18 protein-coding genes are annotated in these 19,231 nt (G+C 71.6%); 8 read left to right on the forward strand and 10 right to left on the reverse strand.

All coding sequences use genetic code 11. The annotated features are described in order from the left end of the window. Nucleotides 1-189: 189 nt before the first annotated feature. The 5 genes from C1701_RS06035 (at nucleotide 190) to C1701_RS06055 (ending at nucleotide 5,250) form a co-directional block, all read left to right on the forward strand. Nucleotides 190-1,140, forward strand: coding sequence for an ACP S-malonyltransferase (locus C1701_RS06035; protein WP_026417077.1), 951 nt, complete (start codon nucleotides 190-192; stop codon nucleotides 1,138-1,140). Continuing rightward, on the forward strand, nucleotides 1,137-2,123 hold the full coding sequence (locus tag C1701_RS06040; RefSeq protein ID WP_026417078.1) for a beta-ketoacyl-ACP synthase III: 987 nt from the start codon (nucleotides 1,137-1,139) through the stop codon (nucleotides 2,121-2,123). The genes C1701_RS06035 and C1701_RS06040 overlap by 4 nt, the downstream gene beginning before the upstream one ends. Nucleotides 2,124-2,283: 160 nt before the next feature. Further along, on the forward strand, nucleotides 2,284-2,523 hold the full coding sequence (locus tag C1701_RS06045) for an acyl carrier protein (protein ID WP_026417079.1): 240 nt from the start codon (nucleotides 2,284-2,286) through the stop codon (nucleotides 2,521-2,523). Then, nucleotides 2,520-3,743 (forward strand): beta-ketoacyl-[acyl-carrier-protein] synthase family protein, encoded by a 1,224-nt coding sequence (locus tag C1701_RS06050; RefSeq protein ID WP_026417080.1) that lies wholly within the window; start codon nucleotides 2,520-2,522, stop codon nucleotides 3,741-3,743. The genes C1701_RS06045 and C1701_RS06050 overlap by 4 nt, the downstream gene beginning before the upstream one ends. Before the next feature lie 52 nt (nucleotides 3,744-3,795). Continuing rightward, the gene (locus tag C1701_RS06055; protein ID WP_030107269.1) at nucleotides 3,796-5,250 is read left to right on the forward strand and encodes an acyl-CoA carboxylase subunit beta; all 1,455 of its coding nucleotides are present in this window, start codon (nucleotides 3,796-3,798) and stop codon (nucleotides 5,248-5,250) included. A 302-nt stretch (nucleotides 5,251-5,552) separates the two neighbouring features. On the opposite strand, the gene C1701_RS06060 is transcribed toward C1701_RS06055, so the two are convergent. Both C1701_RS06060 and C1701_RS06065 read right to left on the reverse strand, forming a co-directional pair. Continuing rightward, the gene (locus tag C1701_RS06060) at nucleotides 5,553-6,152 is read right to left on the reverse strand and encodes a hypothetical protein (RefSeq protein WP_156038738.1); all 600 of its coding nucleotides are present in this window, start codon (nucleotides 6,150-6,152) and stop codon (nucleotides 5,553-5,555) included. A 615-nt stretch (nucleotides 6,153-6,767) separates the two neighbouring features. Next, nucleotides 6,768-7,271: a DUF3145 domain-containing protein gene (locus tag C1701_RS06065; RefSeq protein ID WP_026417083.1), complete on the reverse strand. Its 504-nt coding sequence runs from the start codon at nucleotides 7,269-7,271 to the stop codon at nucleotides 6,768-6,770. Between C1701_RS06065 and C1701_RS27180 the strand changes: the two genes are divergently transcribed. After that, nucleotides 7,264-7,494 (forward strand): hypothetical protein, encoded by a 231-nt coding sequence (locus C1701_RS27180; protein WP_156038739.1) that lies wholly within the window; start codon nucleotides 7,264-7,266, stop codon nucleotides 7,492-7,494. The two genes, C1701_RS06065 and C1701_RS27180, sit on opposite strands and share 8 nt — an antisense overlap. Before the next feature lie 118 nt (nucleotides 7,495-7,612). After that, the gene (locus C1701_RS06070; RefSeq protein ID WP_103055660.1) at nucleotides 7,613-8,923 is read left to right on the forward strand and encodes a hypothetical protein; all 1,311 of its coding nucleotides are present in this window, start codon (nucleotides 7,613-7,615) and stop codon (nucleotides 8,921-8,923) included. Between the two features lie 120 nt (nucleotides 8,924-9,043). Here C1701_RS06070 and C1701_RS06075 read toward each other — a convergent pair whose 3' ends face one another. The 3 genes from C1701_RS06075 to C1701_RS06085 all read right to left on the reverse strand — a co-directional run bounded on the left by C1701_RS06075 (nucleotide 9,044) and on the right by C1701_RS06085 (nucleotide 11,835). Beyond that, on the reverse strand, nucleotides 9,044-10,474 hold the full coding sequence (locus C1701_RS06075) for a dihydrolipoyl dehydrogenase family protein (protein WP_030146969.1): 1,431 nt from the start codon (nucleotides 10,472-10,474) through the stop codon (nucleotides 9,044-9,046). A gap of 85 nt (nucleotides 10,475-10,559) precedes the next feature. Continuing rightward, a complete protein-coding gene (locus tag C1701_RS06080) occupies nucleotides 10,560-10,859 on the reverse strand; it encodes a DUF6343 family protein (protein ID WP_026417086.1) in 300 nt (99 codons plus the stop codon). A 184-nt stretch (nucleotides 10,860-11,043) separates the two neighbouring features. Further along, a complete protein-coding gene (locus C1701_RS06085) occupies nucleotides 11,044-11,835 on the reverse strand; it encodes a hypothetical protein (RefSeq protein WP_051313244.1) in 792 nt (263 codons plus the stop codon). Between the two features lie 459 nt (nucleotides 11,836-12,294). Between C1701_RS06085 and C1701_RS06090 the strand changes: the two genes are divergently transcribed. After that, nucleotides 12,295-13,482, forward strand: coding sequence for a DUF2382 domain-containing protein (locus C1701_RS06090; RefSeq protein ID WP_103055661.1), 1,188 nt, complete (start codon nucleotides 12,295-12,297; stop codon nucleotides 13,480-13,482). A 522-nt stretch (nucleotides 13,483-14,004) separates the two neighbouring features. Here the strand turns inward: C1701_RS06090 and C1701_RS06095 are convergent. From C1701_RS06095 to C1701_RS06120, 5 genes are all read right to left on the reverse strand, one after another. Beyond that, a complete protein-coding gene (locus C1701_RS06095; protein WP_337662163.1) occupies nucleotides 14,005-14,598 on the reverse strand; it encodes a DUF3558 domain-containing protein in 594 nt (197 codons plus the stop codon). Between the two features lie 858 nt (nucleotides 14,599-15,456). Further along, nucleotides 15,457-15,996, reverse strand: a complete 540-nt coding sequence (locus C1701_RS06105; protein WP_081893322.1) for a DUF3558 domain-containing protein — start codon at nucleotides 15,994-15,996, stop codon at nucleotides 15,457-15,459. Nucleotides 15,997-16,049: 53 nt separating this feature from the next. Continuing rightward, on the reverse strand, nucleotides 16,050-16,475 hold the full coding sequence (locus C1701_RS06110; RefSeq protein WP_081895289.1) for a hypothetical protein: 426 nt from the start codon (nucleotides 16,473-16,475) through the stop codon (nucleotides 16,050-16,052). 982 nt (nucleotides 16,476-17,457) lie between these two features. Continuing rightward, a complete protein-coding gene (locus C1701_RS06115) occupies nucleotides 17,458-17,796 on the reverse strand; it encodes a P-II family nitrogen regulator (RefSeq protein WP_026417092.1) in 339 nt (112 codons plus the stop codon). After that, complete coding sequence (locus tag C1701_RS06120) at nucleotides 17,793-19,130, reverse strand: ammonium transporter (protein WP_081715176.1); 1,338 nt, start codon at nucleotides 19,128-19,130, stop codon at nucleotides 17,793-17,795. The genes C1701_RS06115 and C1701_RS06120 overlap by 4 nt, the downstream gene beginning before the upstream one ends. Nucleotides 19,131-19,231 lie beyond the last annotated feature (101 nt).

Raw genomic sequence — 19,231 nt, forward strand, 5'->3', positions numbered from 1 at the left:
GGCGCGGACGCCCGGCGGCGGTCCGAACCGACCCCAGCCCAGGACCCCAGGGCGTGACCCCTGTCACCCCTGAGTCACCTCCCCCGGTTCCCCTCCCAGGGAGGACGGAGGGGTTGTAGGTATTCCACAACATCGCGGGACGGACTTCGTCTCCCCCGGCATCCCAGCCGCCCGGGCGTGCCGTGTTCAGTGAATGACGTGATCGCGCTCCTCGCTCCGGGACAGGGCTCCCAGGCCCCCGGCATGCTCTCGCCGTGGCTGGAACTGGACGGTGCCCGTGACCGGATCGAGGCCTGGTCGGAGGCGACCGGCCTCGACCTCGTCCGGCTGGGCACGGAGGCGGACGCCGACGAGATCAAGGACACGGCCATCACCCAGCCGCTGATCGTGGCGTTGTCACTGCTGGCGCTGGAGGAGCTGCGGCGTCGCGTGGACCTGCCGCCCGGCGTGCCCGTCGCCGGCCACTCGGTGGGCGAACTCGCGGCGGCGGCCGCCGCCGGGGTGCTCTCGCCGGCGGACGCCGTCGAGCTGGCCGCCGTGCGGGGCCGGGAGATGGCCGGTGCGTGCGCCCTGGAACCCACCGGGATGTCCGCCGTGCTCGGCGGGGACCGCGACGAGGTCCTCTCCGCCCTGGCCGAACTCAGCCTCGACGCGGCGAACCACAACGCGACCGGCCAGATCGTGGCGGCGGGCAAGATCTCCGCGTTGCAGGAACTGGCCTCCGAACCCCCTTCGGGTGCCCGGGTCCGCCCGCTGGCCGTCGCCGGCGCCTTCCACACCCGCTTCATGGCGCCCGCCGAGGAGGCCCTGCGGCTCCGGGTCGAGGCCCTGTCGGTGTCCGACCCGGTGACGCCCCTGTTGTCGAACGCCGACGGCCGCCCGGTGGAGAGCGGCGCGGACATGATGTCCCGGCTCGTCGCGCAGGTGACCCGTCCGGTGGACTGGTACTCGTGCATGGCCACGCTGGTGGACCTGGGAGTGGCGGCGGTGGTGGAGCTGCCGCCGGCCGGCACGCTCGCCGGGCTGGTCAAGCGGGAACACAAGCTCCCCACCCTGCCGTTGAAGACGCCGGACCACCTGGACCGGGTGGCCGCCTTCATCCACGACCATCACACCGACCTCTCTGGTGGTAACGCGTGACCAAACAACGTCCACGGCTGAGTCTGCGCACCGGACCGGTCGGCACCCGCCTCCTCGGCTTCGGCAGCAGCACCGGGAACCGGGTCGTCACCAACCACGATCTGACGAAACGACTCGACACCTCCGACGAGTGGATCCGCGAACGGGTCGGCATCGTCAGCCGAAAGCTGGCGGACCCGGACCAGTCGTTGGTGACGATGGCGATCGAGGCGGGTTCCAAGGCGATCGCCGACGCCGGTCTGTCGCCCTCCGACCTCGACGCCGTCGTCTTCGCGACCTGCACGATGCCCGGTCCGATCCCGAACGCCGCCGCCCAGACCGCCGACGCGATCGGCATCAAGGCGGGAGCGGCCTTCGACCTGAACGCGGCCTGCGCCGGCTTCAGCTACGCCGTGAACACGGCCTCCGACCTCGTCCGCGGCGGCTCCGCCCGCCGGGTGCTGGTCATCGGCGCCGAGCGGTTCACGGACTGGGTCGACTGGGACGACCGCGCGAACGCCATCATCTTCGCCGACGGCGCGGGCGCGGCCGTGGTGGGCCCGGCGGACGAGCCGATGATCGGCCCGGTGTCCTGGGGCAGCGCGGGTGACCTGTCGCACCTGATCTACCTGCGTGAGGGCCGGTACATCTTCCAGGAGGGGCAGTCGGTGTTCCGCTGGGCGACCACCCAGGTGGCGCCGGTCGCCGAGCGCGCGGTCGAGGCGGCGGGGCTCCAGCTGTCCGACATCGATGCGCTGGTCCCGCACCAGGCGAACGCGCGCATCGTCGACGCGATCGCCAAGCGCCTGCGGTCGAAGGGCGCACGGGAGGACCTGGTGGTGGCCAAGGACATCCAGCACACCGGGAACACCTCCGCCGCCTCCATCCCCATCGCGATCGACCACATGCGGTCCGCGGGGGAACTGAGCAAGGGCGACGTCATGTTGCTCGTCGGCTTCGGCGCGGGCCTGTCCTACGCCAGCCAGGTGGTGGTCTGCCCGTGAGGCGGGTTCCTCCGACGACGCGCCGGGCGCCCCGCGGCCGGTGAGTCCCGCCGGGGCGCACCGCCCCGTTCTCCGTGCGGGTCACCGCACACCACGGACAGCCGAGTCGGGCCACCCGAGCGCCCGACCAGCGGAAAAGCAAGCAGGAAGGACAACGCCAGTGGCGAACGAGGACATCCAGAAGGGTCTCGTCGACATCCTCGTCGAGGTTGCGGGTGTGGAGGCCAACGACGTCGACTTGGACAAGTCGTTCGTCGACGACCTGGACGTCGACTCGCTGTCGATGGTCGAGGTGGCCGTCCAGGCCGAGGACAAGTTCGGGGTGAAGATCCCGGATGACGAGCTGGCCAACCTGAAGACCGTCGGCGATGCGGTGAACTACATCGCCAACAACGCATGACCTCTCCCGAGGTGGTCGTGACCGGGCTCGGCGCGACGACCCCGCTCGGCGGGGACGTCGCGTCGACCTGGGACGCCCTGCTGGCCGGCCGCAGCGGGGTGGGACCCATCAACGCGGACTGGCCGGAGCGGTTCGACCTGCCGGTTCGGATCGCGGCCTCGCTGGCCGTCGAGCCGACCGACGTGCTCGCCAGGGTGGAGGCCCGCCGCTGGGACCGCTGTGAGCAGGTTGCCGTCGTCGCGGCCCGCGAGGCGTGGTCCGACGCCGGCGCCCCCGAGCTGGACCCCGAGCGCCTCGGCGTGGTCGTGGGCACCGGGATCGGCGGGGCCAGCACCCTGCTCGCGCAGGACGACCTGCTGGAGACGGCGGGGCTGCGCAAGGTGTCCCCGCTGACCGTCCCGATGCTCATGCCGAACGGCCCGGCCGCCTGGGTTGGCCTGGAGCTCGGTTCCAAGGGCGGCGTGCACGCCCCGGTGTCGGCCTGCGCCTCCGGCGCCGAGGCCATCGCCTGGGCGTACCGGATGCTGGTGGCCGGTGAGGTGGACGTCGTCGTCGCCGGTGGCGCGGAGGCCGTGATCACGGCACTGCCGGTCGCGGGCTTCGCCCAGGCGCGGACGATGAGCACCCGCAACGACGAGCCGGAGCGGGCGTCGCGGCCCTTCGACACCGGTCGGGACGGGTTCGTGCTCGGTGAGGGCGCCGGGATGATGGTCCTCGAGCGGGCCGAGTTCGCGGCCGCGAGGGGCGCGAAGGTCTACGGGCGGCTGGCCGGCATCGGTACCAGCGCCGACGCCCACCACATCACCGGCCCGGAACCCACGGGTGAGGGCGCTGCCAGGGCGATCCGCAAGGCGATCCGCACCGCCGGTCTCAGCCCGGAGGACGTGGGGCACGTCAACGCCCACGCGACCTCCACCCCGGTCGGCGACGTGGCCGAGGCCGCCGCGATCCGGTCGGCGATCGGCGAACACCCCGTGGTCACCGCCCCGAAGTCCGCGCTCGGGCACATGTTGGGCGCGGCGGGTGCCGTCGAGGCGATCGTGACCGTGCTGTCGCTGCACCACGAGGTCATCCCCCAGACGCTCAACCTCGAGGACCTCGACCCCAAGGTCCAGCTCGACGTCGTGGCCGACGAACCGAGGAAGGCGGGCCTGACGGCCGCCGTGAACGACTCCTTCGGGTTCGGCGGGCACAACGTGGCACTCGCGTTCACCCCGTGATCACCCGTCGTGTCGGGGCGTCGAGCCCCAACACCTGTCGCGAGGAGATTCGATGACCGCCCTGGCAGCTCGTCCGGAGCCGGTGGTTCCCGCCGCCGACTCGGACCCGAGGGACCCGGAACTGCGGTTGTCGCAGCTCCTCGACGCCGGCACGCTGGCACCGATCACGACCCGCGACGCCAGCGGCGTGTTCACCGCCCGCGGTCGGATCGACGGGGTCGAGGTGATCACCTACTGCACCGACGCGGCCAGGATGGGCGGCGCGATGGGCACCGAGGGGTGCCAGCGCATCGTGGACGCCATCGACACCGCGCTCGAGGAGGGGTGCCCCGTCATCGGGCTGTGGCACTCCGGCGGAGCGCGGCTGGCCGAGGGTGTCGAGGCCCTCGACGCCGTTGGGCAGGTGTTCGCGGCGATGATCCGCGCCTCCGGCAAGGTGCCGCAGATCTCGGTCGTGCTCGGCCCGGCGGCGGGCGGCGCCGCCTACGGCCCGGCCCTGACCGACGTGGTGATCATGGCGCCGGCCGGCCGCGTGTTCGTCACCGGCCCGGACGTGGTCCGCAGCGTGACCGGCGAGCGGATCGACATGGAGGCGCTCGGCGGTCCGGAGGCGCACGGGAAGAAGTCCGGCGTGGTGCACGTCGTCGCGAACGACGAGCCGGACGCCTACCGGCGGGCCCGGCGCCTGACCGGCCTGTTCTCCCGCCCGGGGGTGCACGACCCGGAGTCGGTGCGGGAGGAGGCCGACCTCCGGGCGCTGCTGCCCGAGCAGGCGAAGCGGGCTTACGACGTGCGTCCCCTGGTCCGCGCCATCCTCGACACCGAGGAGGACGACGAGGGCGTGGTGGGCACCTCCTTCGAGGAGCTCCAGGCCAAGTGGGCGCCCAACATCGTCGTCGGGCTGGGCCGGTTGGGTCAGCGGTCGGTCGGCGTCATCGCCAACAACCCGCTGCGGCGGGGCGGCTGCCTGGACTCGCTGAGCGCGGAGAAGGCGTCCCGTTTCGTGCGGATGTGCGACTCGTTCGGCATCCCGCTGCTGGTGCTGGTCGACGTGCCCGGCTACCTGCCCGGCGTGGGCCAGGAGTGGGACGGCGTGGTGCGGCGCGGCGCGAAGCTGCTGCACGCCTTCGGGGAGGCGGTCGTCCCCCGGGTGACCCTGGTGACCAGGAAGGCGTACGGGGGTGCCTACATCGCGATGAACGCCCGGTCGCTGGGCGCCAACACCGTCTTCGCCTGGCCGGAGGCCGAGGTCGCGGTGATGGGCGCGAAGGCGGCGGTGGGCATCCTCCACCGCAAGGCGCTGGCCGCCGCGGCGGAGGAGGACCGCGAGGAGCTGCACGAGCGGCTCGCCGTGGAACACGAGCGGATCGCCGGCGGCGTGAACCGCGCGATGGCGATCGGGGTCGTCGACGAGGTGATCGAGCCCTCCCAGACCCGACGTCGGGTCGCCGAGGCGTTGGCGGCGGCACCCGCCGCACGCGGCCGGCACGGGAACATCCCGCTCTGACCGCCGCGCGGGGTTCGTCGGCCCCGGTACGGCCGTGCCGGTGAGCCGCCCTCCGCGTTCGTGGGTGGGTGGGCGTTGCCCGGGCCGTCCCGGTGCGCGCCCGCCCGCCGCATGGCCGTCCCGCGCGCGCGGCCGTGGGGTGTCGGGGAACTCGGCCGACCACGCCCCCGTCTCGGCGCGCTCACGGGGGTCAGCGCACCGGGATCCCCCGCCGGACCCATCTCCTTGCCGTGGGGATCCCCTTCCACCGTCCGCCGCGAGCGGCGGGACCACGACCGCGCCCGTCCGCCTCGTCGCCGTGCTCAGCCGCAGGCGCCCGGGCTCGAACTCCCCGGGCGGCCGCTGTCGAGGCGCAGCTCGCCGCCCTCCACGACCAGCGGGTACACCACCCGCCAGTGGACGCACTCGGCGGGCATCTCGGGTGGGGCGTCGGCGAGGTCCTGACCGCTGACGAAGGTCATCAGAACCCGCAGGCTGTCCTCGGGGCCCTGTTCGACGCGGTGGACGACGACGTGGTCGTCCCGGGTCGACCGGTACCTGCTGAGCCAGTCCTCCTCGGAGGTGTCGCGGACCCGGCGTTCCACCACCGTTGTCGCCCACGAGCCGTAGTCACGCGCGTTGATGGACTCGAAGTGGGCGCTCACGAGAGCGAGGATCGCCTCGTGATCCGGATGTGCCCGCGCGTCGGGGGTCAGCTCGACCCGGACCGGGCCGTCCGGTGCGGGGGGTTCGACCGGCGAGGTGGCCTCGCCCGCTGGCGCCTCGCCCTCGTCGTCCCCCGCGTACCAGCTCCGCCCGAGAGCGCCGACGAGCGCTCCGAGCACCACGGCGATCACCGCGAGCGACACGATCAGCAGGGGAAAGCCGCTGGTCCTCGGGCCGGCTGACTGTCTGGGTGCCACCGGCAAAGGGTGTCACACGTGGCGGGCCCCCTCGATGGACGAGTCGGGGTCCGGTGGATCGTCCGCCCGCCTCGCGGCGTGGGGCGGCCTGCGTCGGCGTCGCGCGGCTGGACCGTGCCGGGTGCCTCCGTTCCTTCCGCGTCGGGCGGACCCGGACGAGGGAGTGGCGGGACGGGAACCGCTGTCGTGCTGGGGAATCCCCCGCTCGGGTGGTCCCGGGCCATCCCCGGTCGGGGGGCGTCCACATCGGGTTCTGGCGCGCTCGCGTCGGCAGGACCGGAGTAGGGAGGTGAGGTCCGCGCCGGGGAACGCGGGCAGCGTCGGACGGGACGGTCGGCGATGGCGGGGCCGCCGGCCGCCGGGGCGGCACGGGAACGGGCACCTGGGTCCTTTCCCGCGCCACCACCGTGCGGGGCAGGACGAGGTGGCGGGGCCGGCGGTGCCAGGACGGGGACCGGTCGCGGCTCGGGCCGGTTGCCCGGTGAGGGCCGCCGGGCTCGCGCCGCCCGTGCGGACCGACGGGACGGGAGCACGCTCGGCGACGGGAGACTTGGTCGGTCACGGGGGACTGATCGGTCACGGGAGCCCGCTCGCTCCCCGCGCGGGGAGTGGGGCTCAGCCGACCCGGTGCAGCCAGCGCACGCCGGCGCCGTCGGCGGCCCGGCGGAACGGCTCCAGGGCGTCGTCCCATGCGGTGCCCAGCACCTCGCCCACCCGGTGGTTGAAGCGCTCCGGGGAATCGCTGAGCGCCGTCATGGACCTCAGCTGGTCCTCGGTGACCATGATGTCGCCGTTGGCGCTGGTCCGGGCGCGCCACAGGCCGAGGCCGGGGACGTAGCAGAACCGTTCGCCGTCCACGTGCCGACTGGGGTCCTCGGTGACCTCGAACCGGAGCATCGGCCACGCGCGCAGCGCGGTGACCAGGCGACCGGCCGTGCCGGCTGTCCCGGTCCACTCGTGCTCGGCGCGCAGCTGACCCGCGACGGCCGGCTGCGCCGTCCACCGCAGTTCCACCCGCCCACCGAGCGCGCCCGACAGCGCCCACTCGACGTGCGGGCAGACCGCGGACGGCGACGAGTGGACGTAGATGACGCCACTGGTGCTGCCACTGGTGCTCACTGCTGACCTCCGCTGCTCGACGAGGGACGTCTTCCCCTACGACCTCTTCGAGCGGGCGTTGGACCACACCGATGGCCTAACCGCTCGGTCATTCTGCACCGGACGGCGCAGTGCCCGCCACACGAACGCGATCGAGGGGCGGCGCGACAACCCCGAACCGTCCCCCGGTCGCTTCACCCTCTGCTGGCCCGTGTACCCCGGTGGTTCACTGTCGAACCAGTGATCACGAGCACAGAGATCGGTATACCGGGCAGTAACATGAACCGTCCTCATGTCAGCGCTACCGTGAGACGGCCCGCGCGAGGTCGGGGCGGGAAAACGACGTCCGAGGAGGTGGCCGCGTGAGGCTGGTCAGACTGGGCGAACCCGTCAGCGCCGTCGGCAACGACCTGCGAGCGGCGCTCGTCGCGTGTGGAACGGGGCGCGCCCTGCTCGGCGGCGTCGGAGTCCTCGGCGGACGCCCGGCCGGTTCGGCCGGCCAGGTCGACGCCGTGCTGGTGCTGCCCAGGGCGGTCCTGGTGGTCGTCGGTGTCGACCTGCCCGAACCGGTGCGGGCACTGCGAGCCCCCCTGGACGCCCCGTGGAACCTGGACGGCACTCCCCTGCCCACCCAGGCAGGAGGACCACATCCGGCGGCCGCCGCGCGGACGCTCACCGCCGAGATCCAGTCCCGCCTGAACCGGCTACCCGGCACCGTGCCGCCCGTCCGGACCCTGATCGCGGTTGGACCGTTCGTCGAGCGGGTGGAGCAGGCCCCCGGCGACCGCGACGCGGGCGTCCGGGTGTTCCACCCCAGCCCCGCCACGGTTCTCGGAGCGGCCCGGGAGCTGGCCGACCACCCCGCGCCGTGCCAGCCAGCCGACGCCAGACGCGTCCTCGACCTGCTCTTCCCACCCGGGTCGGGTCTGGCCGCCGGCATGACCGACCTGGCCGGCCTCACGGAGGAGGACCTGGCACGCGAGGGTTTCGGGTCCGACGCGACCACGACGGGAACGACGTCGACCGGCCGGTCGGAGGTGGGGCCGACTGGCACCACGCGAGAACCCCCGCCGAGCAGCGGCCCGCACCGCCCCACCACCGGCCGCACCAGGCTGACCTGGCAGGGCTGGGCCGCCGCCGTCGTCGGGGTCGGGGTCCTCGCTGCTGGCGGAGTGGTCCTCGCCCTGTCCGGCTCGGACCAGGACGTGAACGCCGACCAGCCCGAGAGTTCGGCCGGCGAGAACACCGCCGAGTACCGCGAGGTCGCCGCCGACTCGGGCACCGGGTGCGCCGACAACGCCTTCGGGGACGTGCGGACCTGGTTGCGGGAACACGACTGCTCGACGCTCTCCCGAGGTCTCCTCGACCTCTCGGTGAACGGTCGAGCCGTCGGGGTCTCCCTCGCCGTGGCCACCTTCGCCGACGAGGACACCGCCGGTGCGTTCCAGGACCTCGTCGAGTCCCCCGGCCGAGGCGGGGTGGACGACCTGCTGCGCGACGGGCACGAGTGGCCGACCGGGCCCGACGACTTCCACGGCGCGGCCTTCGTCACCTCGCGGGAGGGGGCCGAGGTCAGGATCGCGCAGGCCGTGTGGTCCGAGGGCGGGGCGGATCCGCAGGACGCCACCCTCCAGGCCGCCGCCAGGAACGCGTTGCGGGTGAACCTCCGCTGAGCCCGCCCCCCTTCGTCCTCGGAACCCTGATCTCCGTGCCGTGCCGCCCGCTGGCCCGGCATGCCGCTCGCCGGGTCGCGCGGCGTCCACGAGAGGCGGACCCGGGTTCGGCTGCCCGGGTCAGAGACCGTAGCTCTCCAACAACCGCAGCCACACCTCGCTGATCGTGGGGTAGGCGGGAACCGCGTGCCACAGCCGGTCCAGCGGGATCTCGCCCACCACGGCCACCGTGGCGGCGTGCAGCAGCTCCGCCACGTCGTAGCCCGCGAAGGTGACCCCGACCAGCACCCGCCGCTCCTCGTCGACCACGATCTTCGCGGTGCCCCGGTAGTTCGCCGCGTGCAGTGCCGAACCACCGACGGCGATGTCCAGTTCCACCACCCGAACCGGCAGGCCCGCTCTCCGCGCCTCCTCCTCGGTGCGGCCCACGCTCGCCACCTCGGGGTCGGTGAAGACCACCTGCGGTACCGCGACGTGGTCGGCCGACGCCCGGTACCGCGTCCACGGCTCCGGCTGGTCGGCCTCGCCCACCCCGGAGGCGCGGGCGGCCACCACGTCCCCCACCACCCGGGCGTCGTACTTCCCCTGGTGGGTCAGCGGAGCTCGCCCCGTCACGTCACCGGCCGCGTACAACCACCGGCCCGGCACGCCGTGCACGAGCCCGCTGTCGTCGACGGTCAGCGCGCCGCCCTCGGTGAGCCCCACCGAGTCCAGGCCGAGGTCCGAGGTGGCCGGCCGTCGTCCCGTCGCCACGAGCAACTGGTCGGCCGCGACCTCGCGGCCGTCCGAGAGGTGCAGGAGGATCCCTCCCCCGCTACCGCTGACCCGGTCGAGCTCCGTCCCCAGCAGCAGTTCCACCCCCGACGCCCGCAGACCCTCCGCCACCAGCTCACCGGCGAAGGGCTCGAAACGGTTCAGCACCCGCTCGCCCTTGACCACCATCACCACCTGCGAGCCCAGCGAGGCGAAGGCCTGCGCCAGTTCCGCACCGGCCACACCGCCTCCCAGCACCGCGAGGCGGTCGGGAACGGTACGGGCGCTCGTCGCGTCGCGGGTGGTCCAGGTGGGGACATCGGCCAGCCCGGGGACGGGCGGCGTGACCGGCTGGCTGCCGGTGCACAGGATCACCGCGTGGCGCGCCGACACCTCACGTCGCTCCCCACCGGTGACGACCTCCAGTTCTCGCTCACCCACCAGCCGGGCCCGTCCGCGCAGGACGGTGAGCCCGACGCCCTCCGCCCACTCGACCTGCCCCCCGTCGTCCCAGTGCGAGGTGAAGGAATCCCGGTTGGCCAGGACCTCGGCGACGTTCAGCCCGTCCCCCGCGGCCTCACGCGCTCCGGGGACCCGACGCGCCGCCGCCAACGCCTGTCCGGGGCGGAGCAACGCCTTGCTGGGCATGCACGCCCAGTAGGAGCACTCCCCGCCCAGGAGCTCCGCCTCCACGATGGCGGTGCGAAGACCACCGGCCGACGCCCGAGCGGCGGCGTTCTCCCCGACCGCCCCACCGCCGACGACCACCACGTCGAACTCGTCCCTGCCCGCTGCCATGCCCAGCACCTCTCCCCTCGACAGCCCGGCGTCGCGCGCTGGGCCTCGTCGTCGCTCGCCGGCCCCGAACGGCCGGCGCGGTCCCTCAGCCCGGCTCGCCACGCCGCTTCCGGTGCAGGACCCAGCCGAAGTCGACGACCGCGACGACCGCGAGAACGACGAGGACGACCCCGAACGCCACGAACCCGTTGAGGAGGAGCAGCACTCCCACGACCCCGCAGAACAGCACGCCGAACCCGGCCAGCCACAACCTGAGGGTCAACGCGCTGCGAGCGGGAGCCGCCCCGCCGAACCCCCCGGTCGGGTCGTGGTAGTCGTACAACCCGCGCTCGTACTCCTCCCGCGTCCGGCGCTTCCTCGAACCGTCGTCGTCCCGGTGTGTCATGGTCCTCGGCTACCCGGGAGCACGGCGGTCGATACCTCCCGTAGCTCCTGGCCCCGACGCGCCGCTCCCCCGGCCGGCCGGCACGACCTGACAAGGGCACGGGGTGCGGCCCCGACCGCACGGAGGTGTGGGAGTTCGCGGAGGAACCGCCCCCTGCCCGTGACGCGGGCACCAGGAACTCGACTCACCTGTCCGGGGAGTGGGGAGCGCCCTCGGCGGCCCCGTCCGGGAAAACCGCCACGATCTCGCCGGACCCCGGGTCCCGGGGCCGGACGAACCCCTCGTTCGCCGTCACCGGCGGTGACGGATCGACGGGGATGGGCTCCTCCGCCGGCGGACGTGGCGTGGGGACCACGGGAGGCAGGTCGGCCGACCGCAGGCGAGGTGGCAACGTCAGGTAGGGGCGGAGCACCCGGCGCAGGACGGCGGCGGGGAGCAACAGGGGAACGACAGCGGCCAGTGCGGCGGCGAGCGACCCCGCCGACAGGACGTCCGGGGGGAGCAACCGGGCGGTGCGGTCGACCACGGCACGCCGGAAGGGGAGCGCCGCCAGGTAGAGCACGGTCATGAACAGCAGCATCCCGAGCACCGCTCGGTGCACCGCCGCGTGGTAGCCCAGTCCCTCGGCGGACACCATCACCGCGACCCACCCGAGCAAGGCGGAGAACTGCGCCCGCCGGGTCGTCGCGGCCCAGGCCACCCCCGCCAACCAGCCCAGGGTTCGCAGCAGCGGCGCCCTGGAGTCCTCCGCCAGCCACCCGCGCACCGCCGAGGACACCCCACCCAGATCGGCGCCCAGACCGGCCAGGGCAGCCTCCGGCACCCGCAGCGGACTCCAGCCGTCGCCGACGAGGTAGTGACCCACGATCCAGGCCAGGGTCCAGGCCGAGATCAGCAGGGCGAGGGCGAGGTGCCAGGGCGGGCGGCGCAGGGCGATGCGGAACAGTCGAAGGACATCCTGCCGGCTCGACCACATGGCTTTCCTCCCCCTCACCCCGCCCGTCGGTCACCTGGGCGCTGTGATCGATAGTGGCCCTGCGGGGCGAGGTTGGGAAGGCACTCAGCCGACCGGCGGCGCGGCCGCCAACATGGTCACCGAGAGTGATCGCGGGCGTGGGTGGGAAGCCGTCGCACGGCATCCGGGGCCGGCGGCACGCGCTCGCGACACGCGCGCGGAACAGCGATCACGGGCCGGCCTCACCGCTCCCGGGCGCGCGGCCCGGGTGGGCTCGGCGTCCGAGTCCCCGGCCGCGTCCCCACCACCGGGTGGGTGTCGGGAGGAGGCCCGGCGTCCCCGGCCCCGGAGAACCCCTGTCACGGCAGGAGGACGAGGTCCCCCGGAACCACCGACGGCTGCTCACACCTTCGGGTATTTCGCCTGGCAGAACCACCCCGCGGGTACTCCAATCAGAGTAGTCGTCTGGAGGTGGCAAACATGACCAGTGACGTGCAGGACATCAGGGAGCTTCCCGGCCGGACCGTCTACGGGGCGGACGGTCAGAAGATCGGCAAGGTCGCGCAGGTCTGGTTGGACGGCCCATCCGGCGAACCTTCCTGGCTGACGGTGCACACCGGCCTGTTCGGCATGCACGAGATCTTCGTGCCGATGGCCGGGATGCACATGACCGAGAACGGCGGCATCGAGGTGCGCTACAGCAAGAACCAGGTCAAGGACGCGCCCCATGTCTCCCCGGAGCGCGGCGAGCTGCCCTTCGAGGAGGAGCGCAGGCTGTACGACTACTACGGCCTGCCGCGACAGCGGGAGAGCGGCGAGCAGCTGTCCGGCGCCGAGGAACGGACCGCGACGTCGCAGGACACGGCCACCGAGCCGCCAGGACCCGTCCACGCGCCCACCCCGCCCCAGCAACGCTCCGAGAGCGGCGAGGTCGCCGCAACACCCCCCGTCGGGCCGCCGCCCCCTGGGGAGGCCACCGCCGGCGAACCGCTCCAGACGCCGAGCCAGCGGCCAGCCGAGGCGTCCCCGGCTGGAGCGACCACCCCACCACCGCCGCCCGCCGCCGACGCCATGGCGCAGGCCGCTGACATGCCGCTGGCCACGAACCGGGCCGAGACGTGGCCGGAGCGCAGCACCGAACGGACCGCACCCACCCCGACCGTCGCCCCGCCACCGCCGGTCACTGCCGACGCCCCCGGCACGCCCGTCGACCCGGGGGCCGTCACGGCACCCGTGCCGGTCGAGGAGGCGACCGGTAGGGAACAGGCACCGTTGACCACCGACGAGGAAAGCACCATGACCCGCTTCGAGGAGCGGCTCCTGGTGCGGACCGAACGGGTACGGGTCGGACGCGCCCGGCTGCGCAAGTACGTGGTCAACGAGACCGTGCAGGTCAACGTGTCGCTCAAACGGGAACGCGCCCGCCTGCGGACCGAGGCCGTGTCGGAGACCGAGCGAGCGGCCTACGGAGAGCACCTGGACCTCGGGGAGGAGGAACAGGAGATCGTGCTCTACGAGGAGCGGCCGGTCATCTCCCGCGAGATCGTGCCCGTCGAGCGCGTGCGGTTGGCCAGTGAGGTCTACCTGGAGGAGGAGACCATCACCGAACGCGTGCGCGCCGAGCGGATCGAGGTGGAGGAGGAGACCACGGAGACCCGCCCACGCTGACCCCGGGACGGGGCCCGTCCGCCTGATGCTGGGACGGGTCCCGCAAAGGCCAGTCGGAACGGCTCCTCCACCCGAGGGCGCGAGGAACACGAGGCGCGAGCTGGCTCCGGTCGCTGTTCAGGGGATCACCCGCCCGTCGGCACTGGCCGAGCGGGAACCAGCAGCCGAACACAGCGGTCTCGGGTGCCTGTCACACCTCGCCGATGCCCCCGCTCACCTCCTGCGCCAGCGCGGAAGGCAGGCTTCGGTTCGCACCCGCGTCCCACCCCTACCGTGAGCCCCCGGCCTCGTCACCGAAGTGGACCAGCCTCCCAGGGCGGTGAGGCTCGCCAACCACCGCCCGCGAGGTCACCTCCGCCCGCCCCGCTCCACTCCTGCGCACGCGCGTCGCGCACCCCGTACGGGACATCGACCAGCGACCGCGCCGCAACCACCGGAACAACGGGGCAGTGGCACCGTTACCCCTCGCGCCGCGGACGGCGCCACCCCCACCAGTCTCGGACAAGCCGCCGATCGGCGGGACTACCGCGCCTCACGCGGCAGTTCTGGTTCGAGGACTCCGGCCACCCGCTCAGCGGACTCACACGCCTCCTCCCGAGACTCCGTGAAGCTGACTATTACAGTAGCGTGGGCTGATTCCCCGAGTTCCATCGAGATCTGGCACTTGTTCGGCTCACGGTCATCCGTGATCAACAACGCGCGTAGCGGACCAACCTGGTGTTCCACAGTGTTGAAGTTGGTTAAGTTAAGATCGTCCATCGGCCAGTCACGGTCGACATTGATCGACAACAGTGGGGTCTCCACCGGGGACACAGTATACTGACACATGTATACCACTCCCACGTCATCAAATTCGGCAGTTGAAGGGTCGAACCCCAGCTCGATAATTTGGTCGTCGTCAAGGAGTTCACAGGGCAGCACGCCCGCCAACTCATCTTCGAAGGACAACCCGTCCTCGACAGGAGACATACCTGTCATATCAGAACTACCTGGATCAGACGTGGGTGCGTTTAGAGCTTGACCAGGAGTCTGCGAGGTGCAGGCTGTCACGATAGTGAGCAGGGCAACTCCTGCAATAGCCGCAACACCACATTGACGGGATTTCCAAACGATCACGAGAGGTCGTCTCCGGAGTTGTTGAGCAAGGTGGCGTTCTCAGTATCCCGATCCCGGGTATTCCTGGCGAAAGCTCGGATAGCTGCGGCCAAATCCTCAAGCGCCTGAATGTAGAGTAGGAGATTCTCCTTGGCCGAGGTAGGCGTGCCATCGCCGCCACCAGGTCCTGCTCGGCCATAGTTATCGCGACTGGGCTGGAACCTAAACGAACGTCCTGCTCCAAAAAGTCGAAGTGCCTGAGCCGCTTGCGGGCTCGGACGGCGATGGCGTCAATCTTGGCGGCCATGCTCTCGGCGCTCTCCGGGTCGATCGAGACCTTGCCCGCCGCAGCGGCCGCGCCGAACGCCGCGATGCTGCCCGTCATCTTCGCCGTCGAGGGGACCGCGGAACCAGCACCGCCGCCGTCGCTCTCGATGTGCACGCTGCCTCCCACATCCTCCGCCACGGACCGACCTCAGCCGGTACGCCGCACCGGCCAACGCTACCAACGGCGGTACCACGAACCGGAGAAAATCGGTTCACCTCCGCCGAACGGAGCAGGGACGGGCGAACAGCGCACCCAGATCAAGCGCAATCCTCCCGGCCACCCGGACCGAGAGACCGCCCCCACCAGCCGGCATCACCGTCGCGGTGATGACGTGGCTCTCCAGCACCACAAGGAGCACGCACCCGAAAGGAGCGGAGACGCCGAACCGTGTGCCGCGATGACCCGGGCCCGCAGGAGGCACGGCCGCCCTTGGCCGACATCCGACAACAGTCATGCCCCCACAGCACAGGGGTAGCCCGGTTCGAACACCCCGTTGCCTTGCGTGTCCTTACCCTCAGTGCCGCCCACGACTCCACCAGCCCGACGGGGAATCACGGCGTCTCGCGGGGCAGTTCGGGCTCCACGGCAGCAGCCAGCCGCTCTACTGCCTCACACGCCGCTTCCCGCGAGTCGGTGAACATCACGCGAACCGTGGCGTGGGCGTTTTCCCCGAGTTCCATCGAAATCTGACACTTGTTCGGATCACGGTCGTCCGTGATCAACAGTGCTCGCAGTGGGCCGACCTGGTGATCAATCGCGTTGAAGTTGGTCAGATTCAGCTCATCCAAGGGCTGGTCCACGCCGATGTTGATAGACATCAAAGGGGTCTCCACTGGCCCCACCGTGTACTGGCATACGTTGAGAATCCCGGCGTCATCAAAATCGGCGGTGAAGGGATCGAACCCCAGGTTAGCGACCTGGTCGTCATCGAGTACCTCACACGGCAGCACACTCGCCAACTCATCCTCAAAAGAGGGTTCACCCTCGGCCGCAGACGTACCCGCTACTGCAGAGCTACCCGGTTCTTCGACGGTGGCGGAAGAAGCCTGCCCAGGGGTTTCCGAGGTGCAACCCGCCACAACCAGGAGCATGGCAACAACTCCCATAACACCCGCAGCTGAATTCTGACGGCGTGTCCAACCGGTCATACGAGGTCGTCTCCGATTTCGGTAAGCCGGGTGGCGTTCTCAGCATCCCGACCTTGGGTGTTACGGGCGGAAGCCCTGATGGCCGCGGCGAGATCCTCAAGTGCCTTGATGTAGAGTACGAGGTTCTCCTTAGCCGAGGTGGGCGTGCCCACTGCCGTCGCCAGGTCCTGCTCGGCCATAGTCAAAGCTACCGGACTGGAACCGAGACGAACGCCCTGCTCCAAGAGTTCAAACTTGTCGAGTCGCTTGTTCGCACGGACGGCGATAGCGTCGATTTTGGCGGCCATGCTCTCGGCGCTCTCGGGGTCGATCGAGACCTTTCCCGCCGCGGCCGCCGCGCCGAACGCCGCGACACTGCCCGTCATCTTCGCCGTCGAGGGAAACGCGGAACCGGCACCGCCGCCGTCGCTCTCGATGTGCACGCTGCCTCCCACATCCTCCCCACGGACCGACCTCAGCCGGCGCCGCACCGGCCAACGCTACCAACGGCGGTACCACGAACCGGAGAAAATCGGTTCACCTCCGCCGAACGGAGCAGGGACGGGCGAACAGCGCACCCAGATCAAGCGCAATCCTCCCGGCCACCCGAACCGAGAGACCGCCCCCCACCAGCCGGCATCACCGTCGCGGTGATGACGTGGCTCTCCAGCACCACAAGGAGCACGCACCCGAAAGGAGCGGAGACGCCGAACCGTGTGCCGCGAAGACCCGGGCCCGCAGGAGGCACGGCCGCCCTTGGCCCGCACGGGTGTGCCGACGGACGGTTCCCCCTTTCGCACCATCCGTCGGCCCCTTCCCACACCCTCACCCCTCGCCCCGACGCCTTTCCGTTGTCGGGGCCGTGATCGTGTCGGACGTCCCGTCGCCGCCCACCCCCCGGTGGGACAGCGGGTCCGCCGGCACGACCGGGGCCCGGCACCCCGGGGTGACCGACCCCTCGTACGGCCACCCCGGAAGCAGACGCCGGTTCGACAGGGCGGTGGTCCTCCTCCCCCGGAGGACCCGCCCGGTCACCGCGCCGTCAGGCCGCGACCGGTGCCGTGCGGGTTTCGCCCCACCCCCTGTGGGGGCGAAACCCTCGGCTCCCTCGCAGGCCCGGCTTCCCGGCCTGACGTGATCAATGGTGGCGTCCGCGATCTTCTGGGGGCAGCGTGAAGGCCCTTCATTCGGGCTGTGTAGTCCTACGCATCCGGGTCTGGGGGCGGTCACCGGGGTCGCCGTGCGGAGTCCGGGCGGTGTTGTCACCGTAGACCGCCGAACGGCGGAACGGGGCCAGGCGCGCGGGCTCGTCCAGGAGGACGCACCGCCGGGACGTGGAGGACGGCGGACGTGGCAGGGCCCCGTTCCCTGGACGGGAACGGGGCCCTTCGGGTCTCCTGGCGGCGGTGGTCGTCGCGCGACGGTCTAGATCGCCTCGGAGTCGCGTTCGCCGGTGCGGACCCGCACGACGGTCTCCACGGGTGTCACCCAGACCTTGCCGTCGCCGACCTCACCGGTGCGTGCCGCTTCGACCACGGTCCTGATGACGTCCTCGGTCCTGGTCTCGTCGACCAGCACCTCCACCCGGAGCTTGGTGATGTAGTCGACGGCGTACCCCGCACCCCGGTACACCTCGGTGCGGCCCTTCTGCCGGCCGTAGCCGCGCGCCTCGCTCACGGTCATGCCGAGCACGCCGAGGCGGTCGAGGCCCGCCCTGATGTCGTCCAGCGCGGCCGAGCGGACGATGGCGGTGACCAGCCTCATCGGGAACTCCTCTCGGCGATCACCGGGCCGTCGGTGGAGCCCGAGGGTGCTGCTCCAGGGGACTCGGTCCGGCTCGCGGTCGCGGGTCCGGCCAGCGCGTACGCGCTCTCGGCGTGTTCGGTGCGGTCGACGCCGAGGTCCTCGTCCTCCGGCTTGGCGCGGAACCCGATCGTCGCCTTGATGGCGAGTGCGAGCAGGAGGCTCACGACGAACGAGAAGGCCAGGACCGCGAGGGCGCCGACGGTCTGCCGCCAGAGCAGGTCGAGGCCACCGCCGTAGAACAGCCCGGCGACTCCGCCCGCCTCCTCCGAGGCGAGGAGGCCGATCATGACGGTGCCGATCATGCCGCCGACCAGGTGGACGCCGACGACGTCGAGCGAGTCGTCGTACCCCAGCCGGTACTTCAGACCGATGGCGAGCGCGCACACGGCGCCGGCGAGGACACCCAGGGCCACCGCGCCCACCGGGCTGACCGAGGCGCCGGCTGGGGTGATCGCCACCAGACCGGCGACGATGCCCGAGGCGGCGCCGAGGGTGGTGGCGTGGCCGTCGCGAATCCGTTCGACCAGCAGCCAACCGAGGATCGCGGCTCCCGTGGCGACCAGCGTGTTCACCATGACGAGTCCGGCGGTGGCGTCGGCGGCCAACGCGGAACCCGCGTTGAAGCCGAACCAGCCGAACCAGAGCAGGGCGGCGCCGAGGACGACGAACGGCAGGTTGTGCGGTCGCCCGGGGTCCTGCGGCCAGTTGCGGCGGCGGCCGAGCACGAGCGCCAGGGCGAGTGCGGCGGCCCCGGCGTTGATGTGGACGGCGGTCCCACCGGCGAAGTCGATCGCCTCCAGGCTGTTGGCGATCCACCCGCCGACGTAGCCGGTCTCCTCGTCGTCGAAGGAGAAGACCCAGTGCGCGGCCGGGAAGTAGACCAGGGTCGCCCACAGGCCGGCGAAGACCAGCCAGGGGCCGAACCGGGCGCGGTCGGCGATGGCGCCGGAGATCAACGCCACCGTGATGATCGCGAACATCGCCTGGAAGGCGACGAACACGATGGTGGGGATCGAGCCGGACATGGCCGATCCGTCGATGAGACCACGGAGCCCGAGGAACTCGGTGGGGTCACCGAGCAGGCCACCGCCGACGTCCTGCCCGAACGCGATGGAGTAGCCGTAGAGAACCCACAGCACGCCAACGACGGCCATGCTCCCCAGGCTCATCATGATCATGTTGAGCACGCTCTTCGCGCGGACCATCCCGCCGTAGAAGAACGCCAGGCCGGGCGTCATCAGCATTACCAGGGCAGCGCTGGTGAGCACCCACGCGGCATCGCCACTATCCATGTCGCCTCCATTAGACCGAACTGGCGCGAGCATTGATGCCGGCTATTTCCGTCGTCGTCCCTGGAGGTTTCGGCGCCGTGAAGTGTGAATGTTCCTCGTTA

Origin of the sequence: Actinoalloteichus sp. AHMU CJ021, assembly GCF_002895405.1 — a bacterium.
Taxonomy (GTDB): Bacteria; Actinomycetota; Actinomycetes; order Mycobacteriales; family Pseudonocardiaceae; genus Actinoalloteichus_B; species Actinoalloteichus_B caeruleus.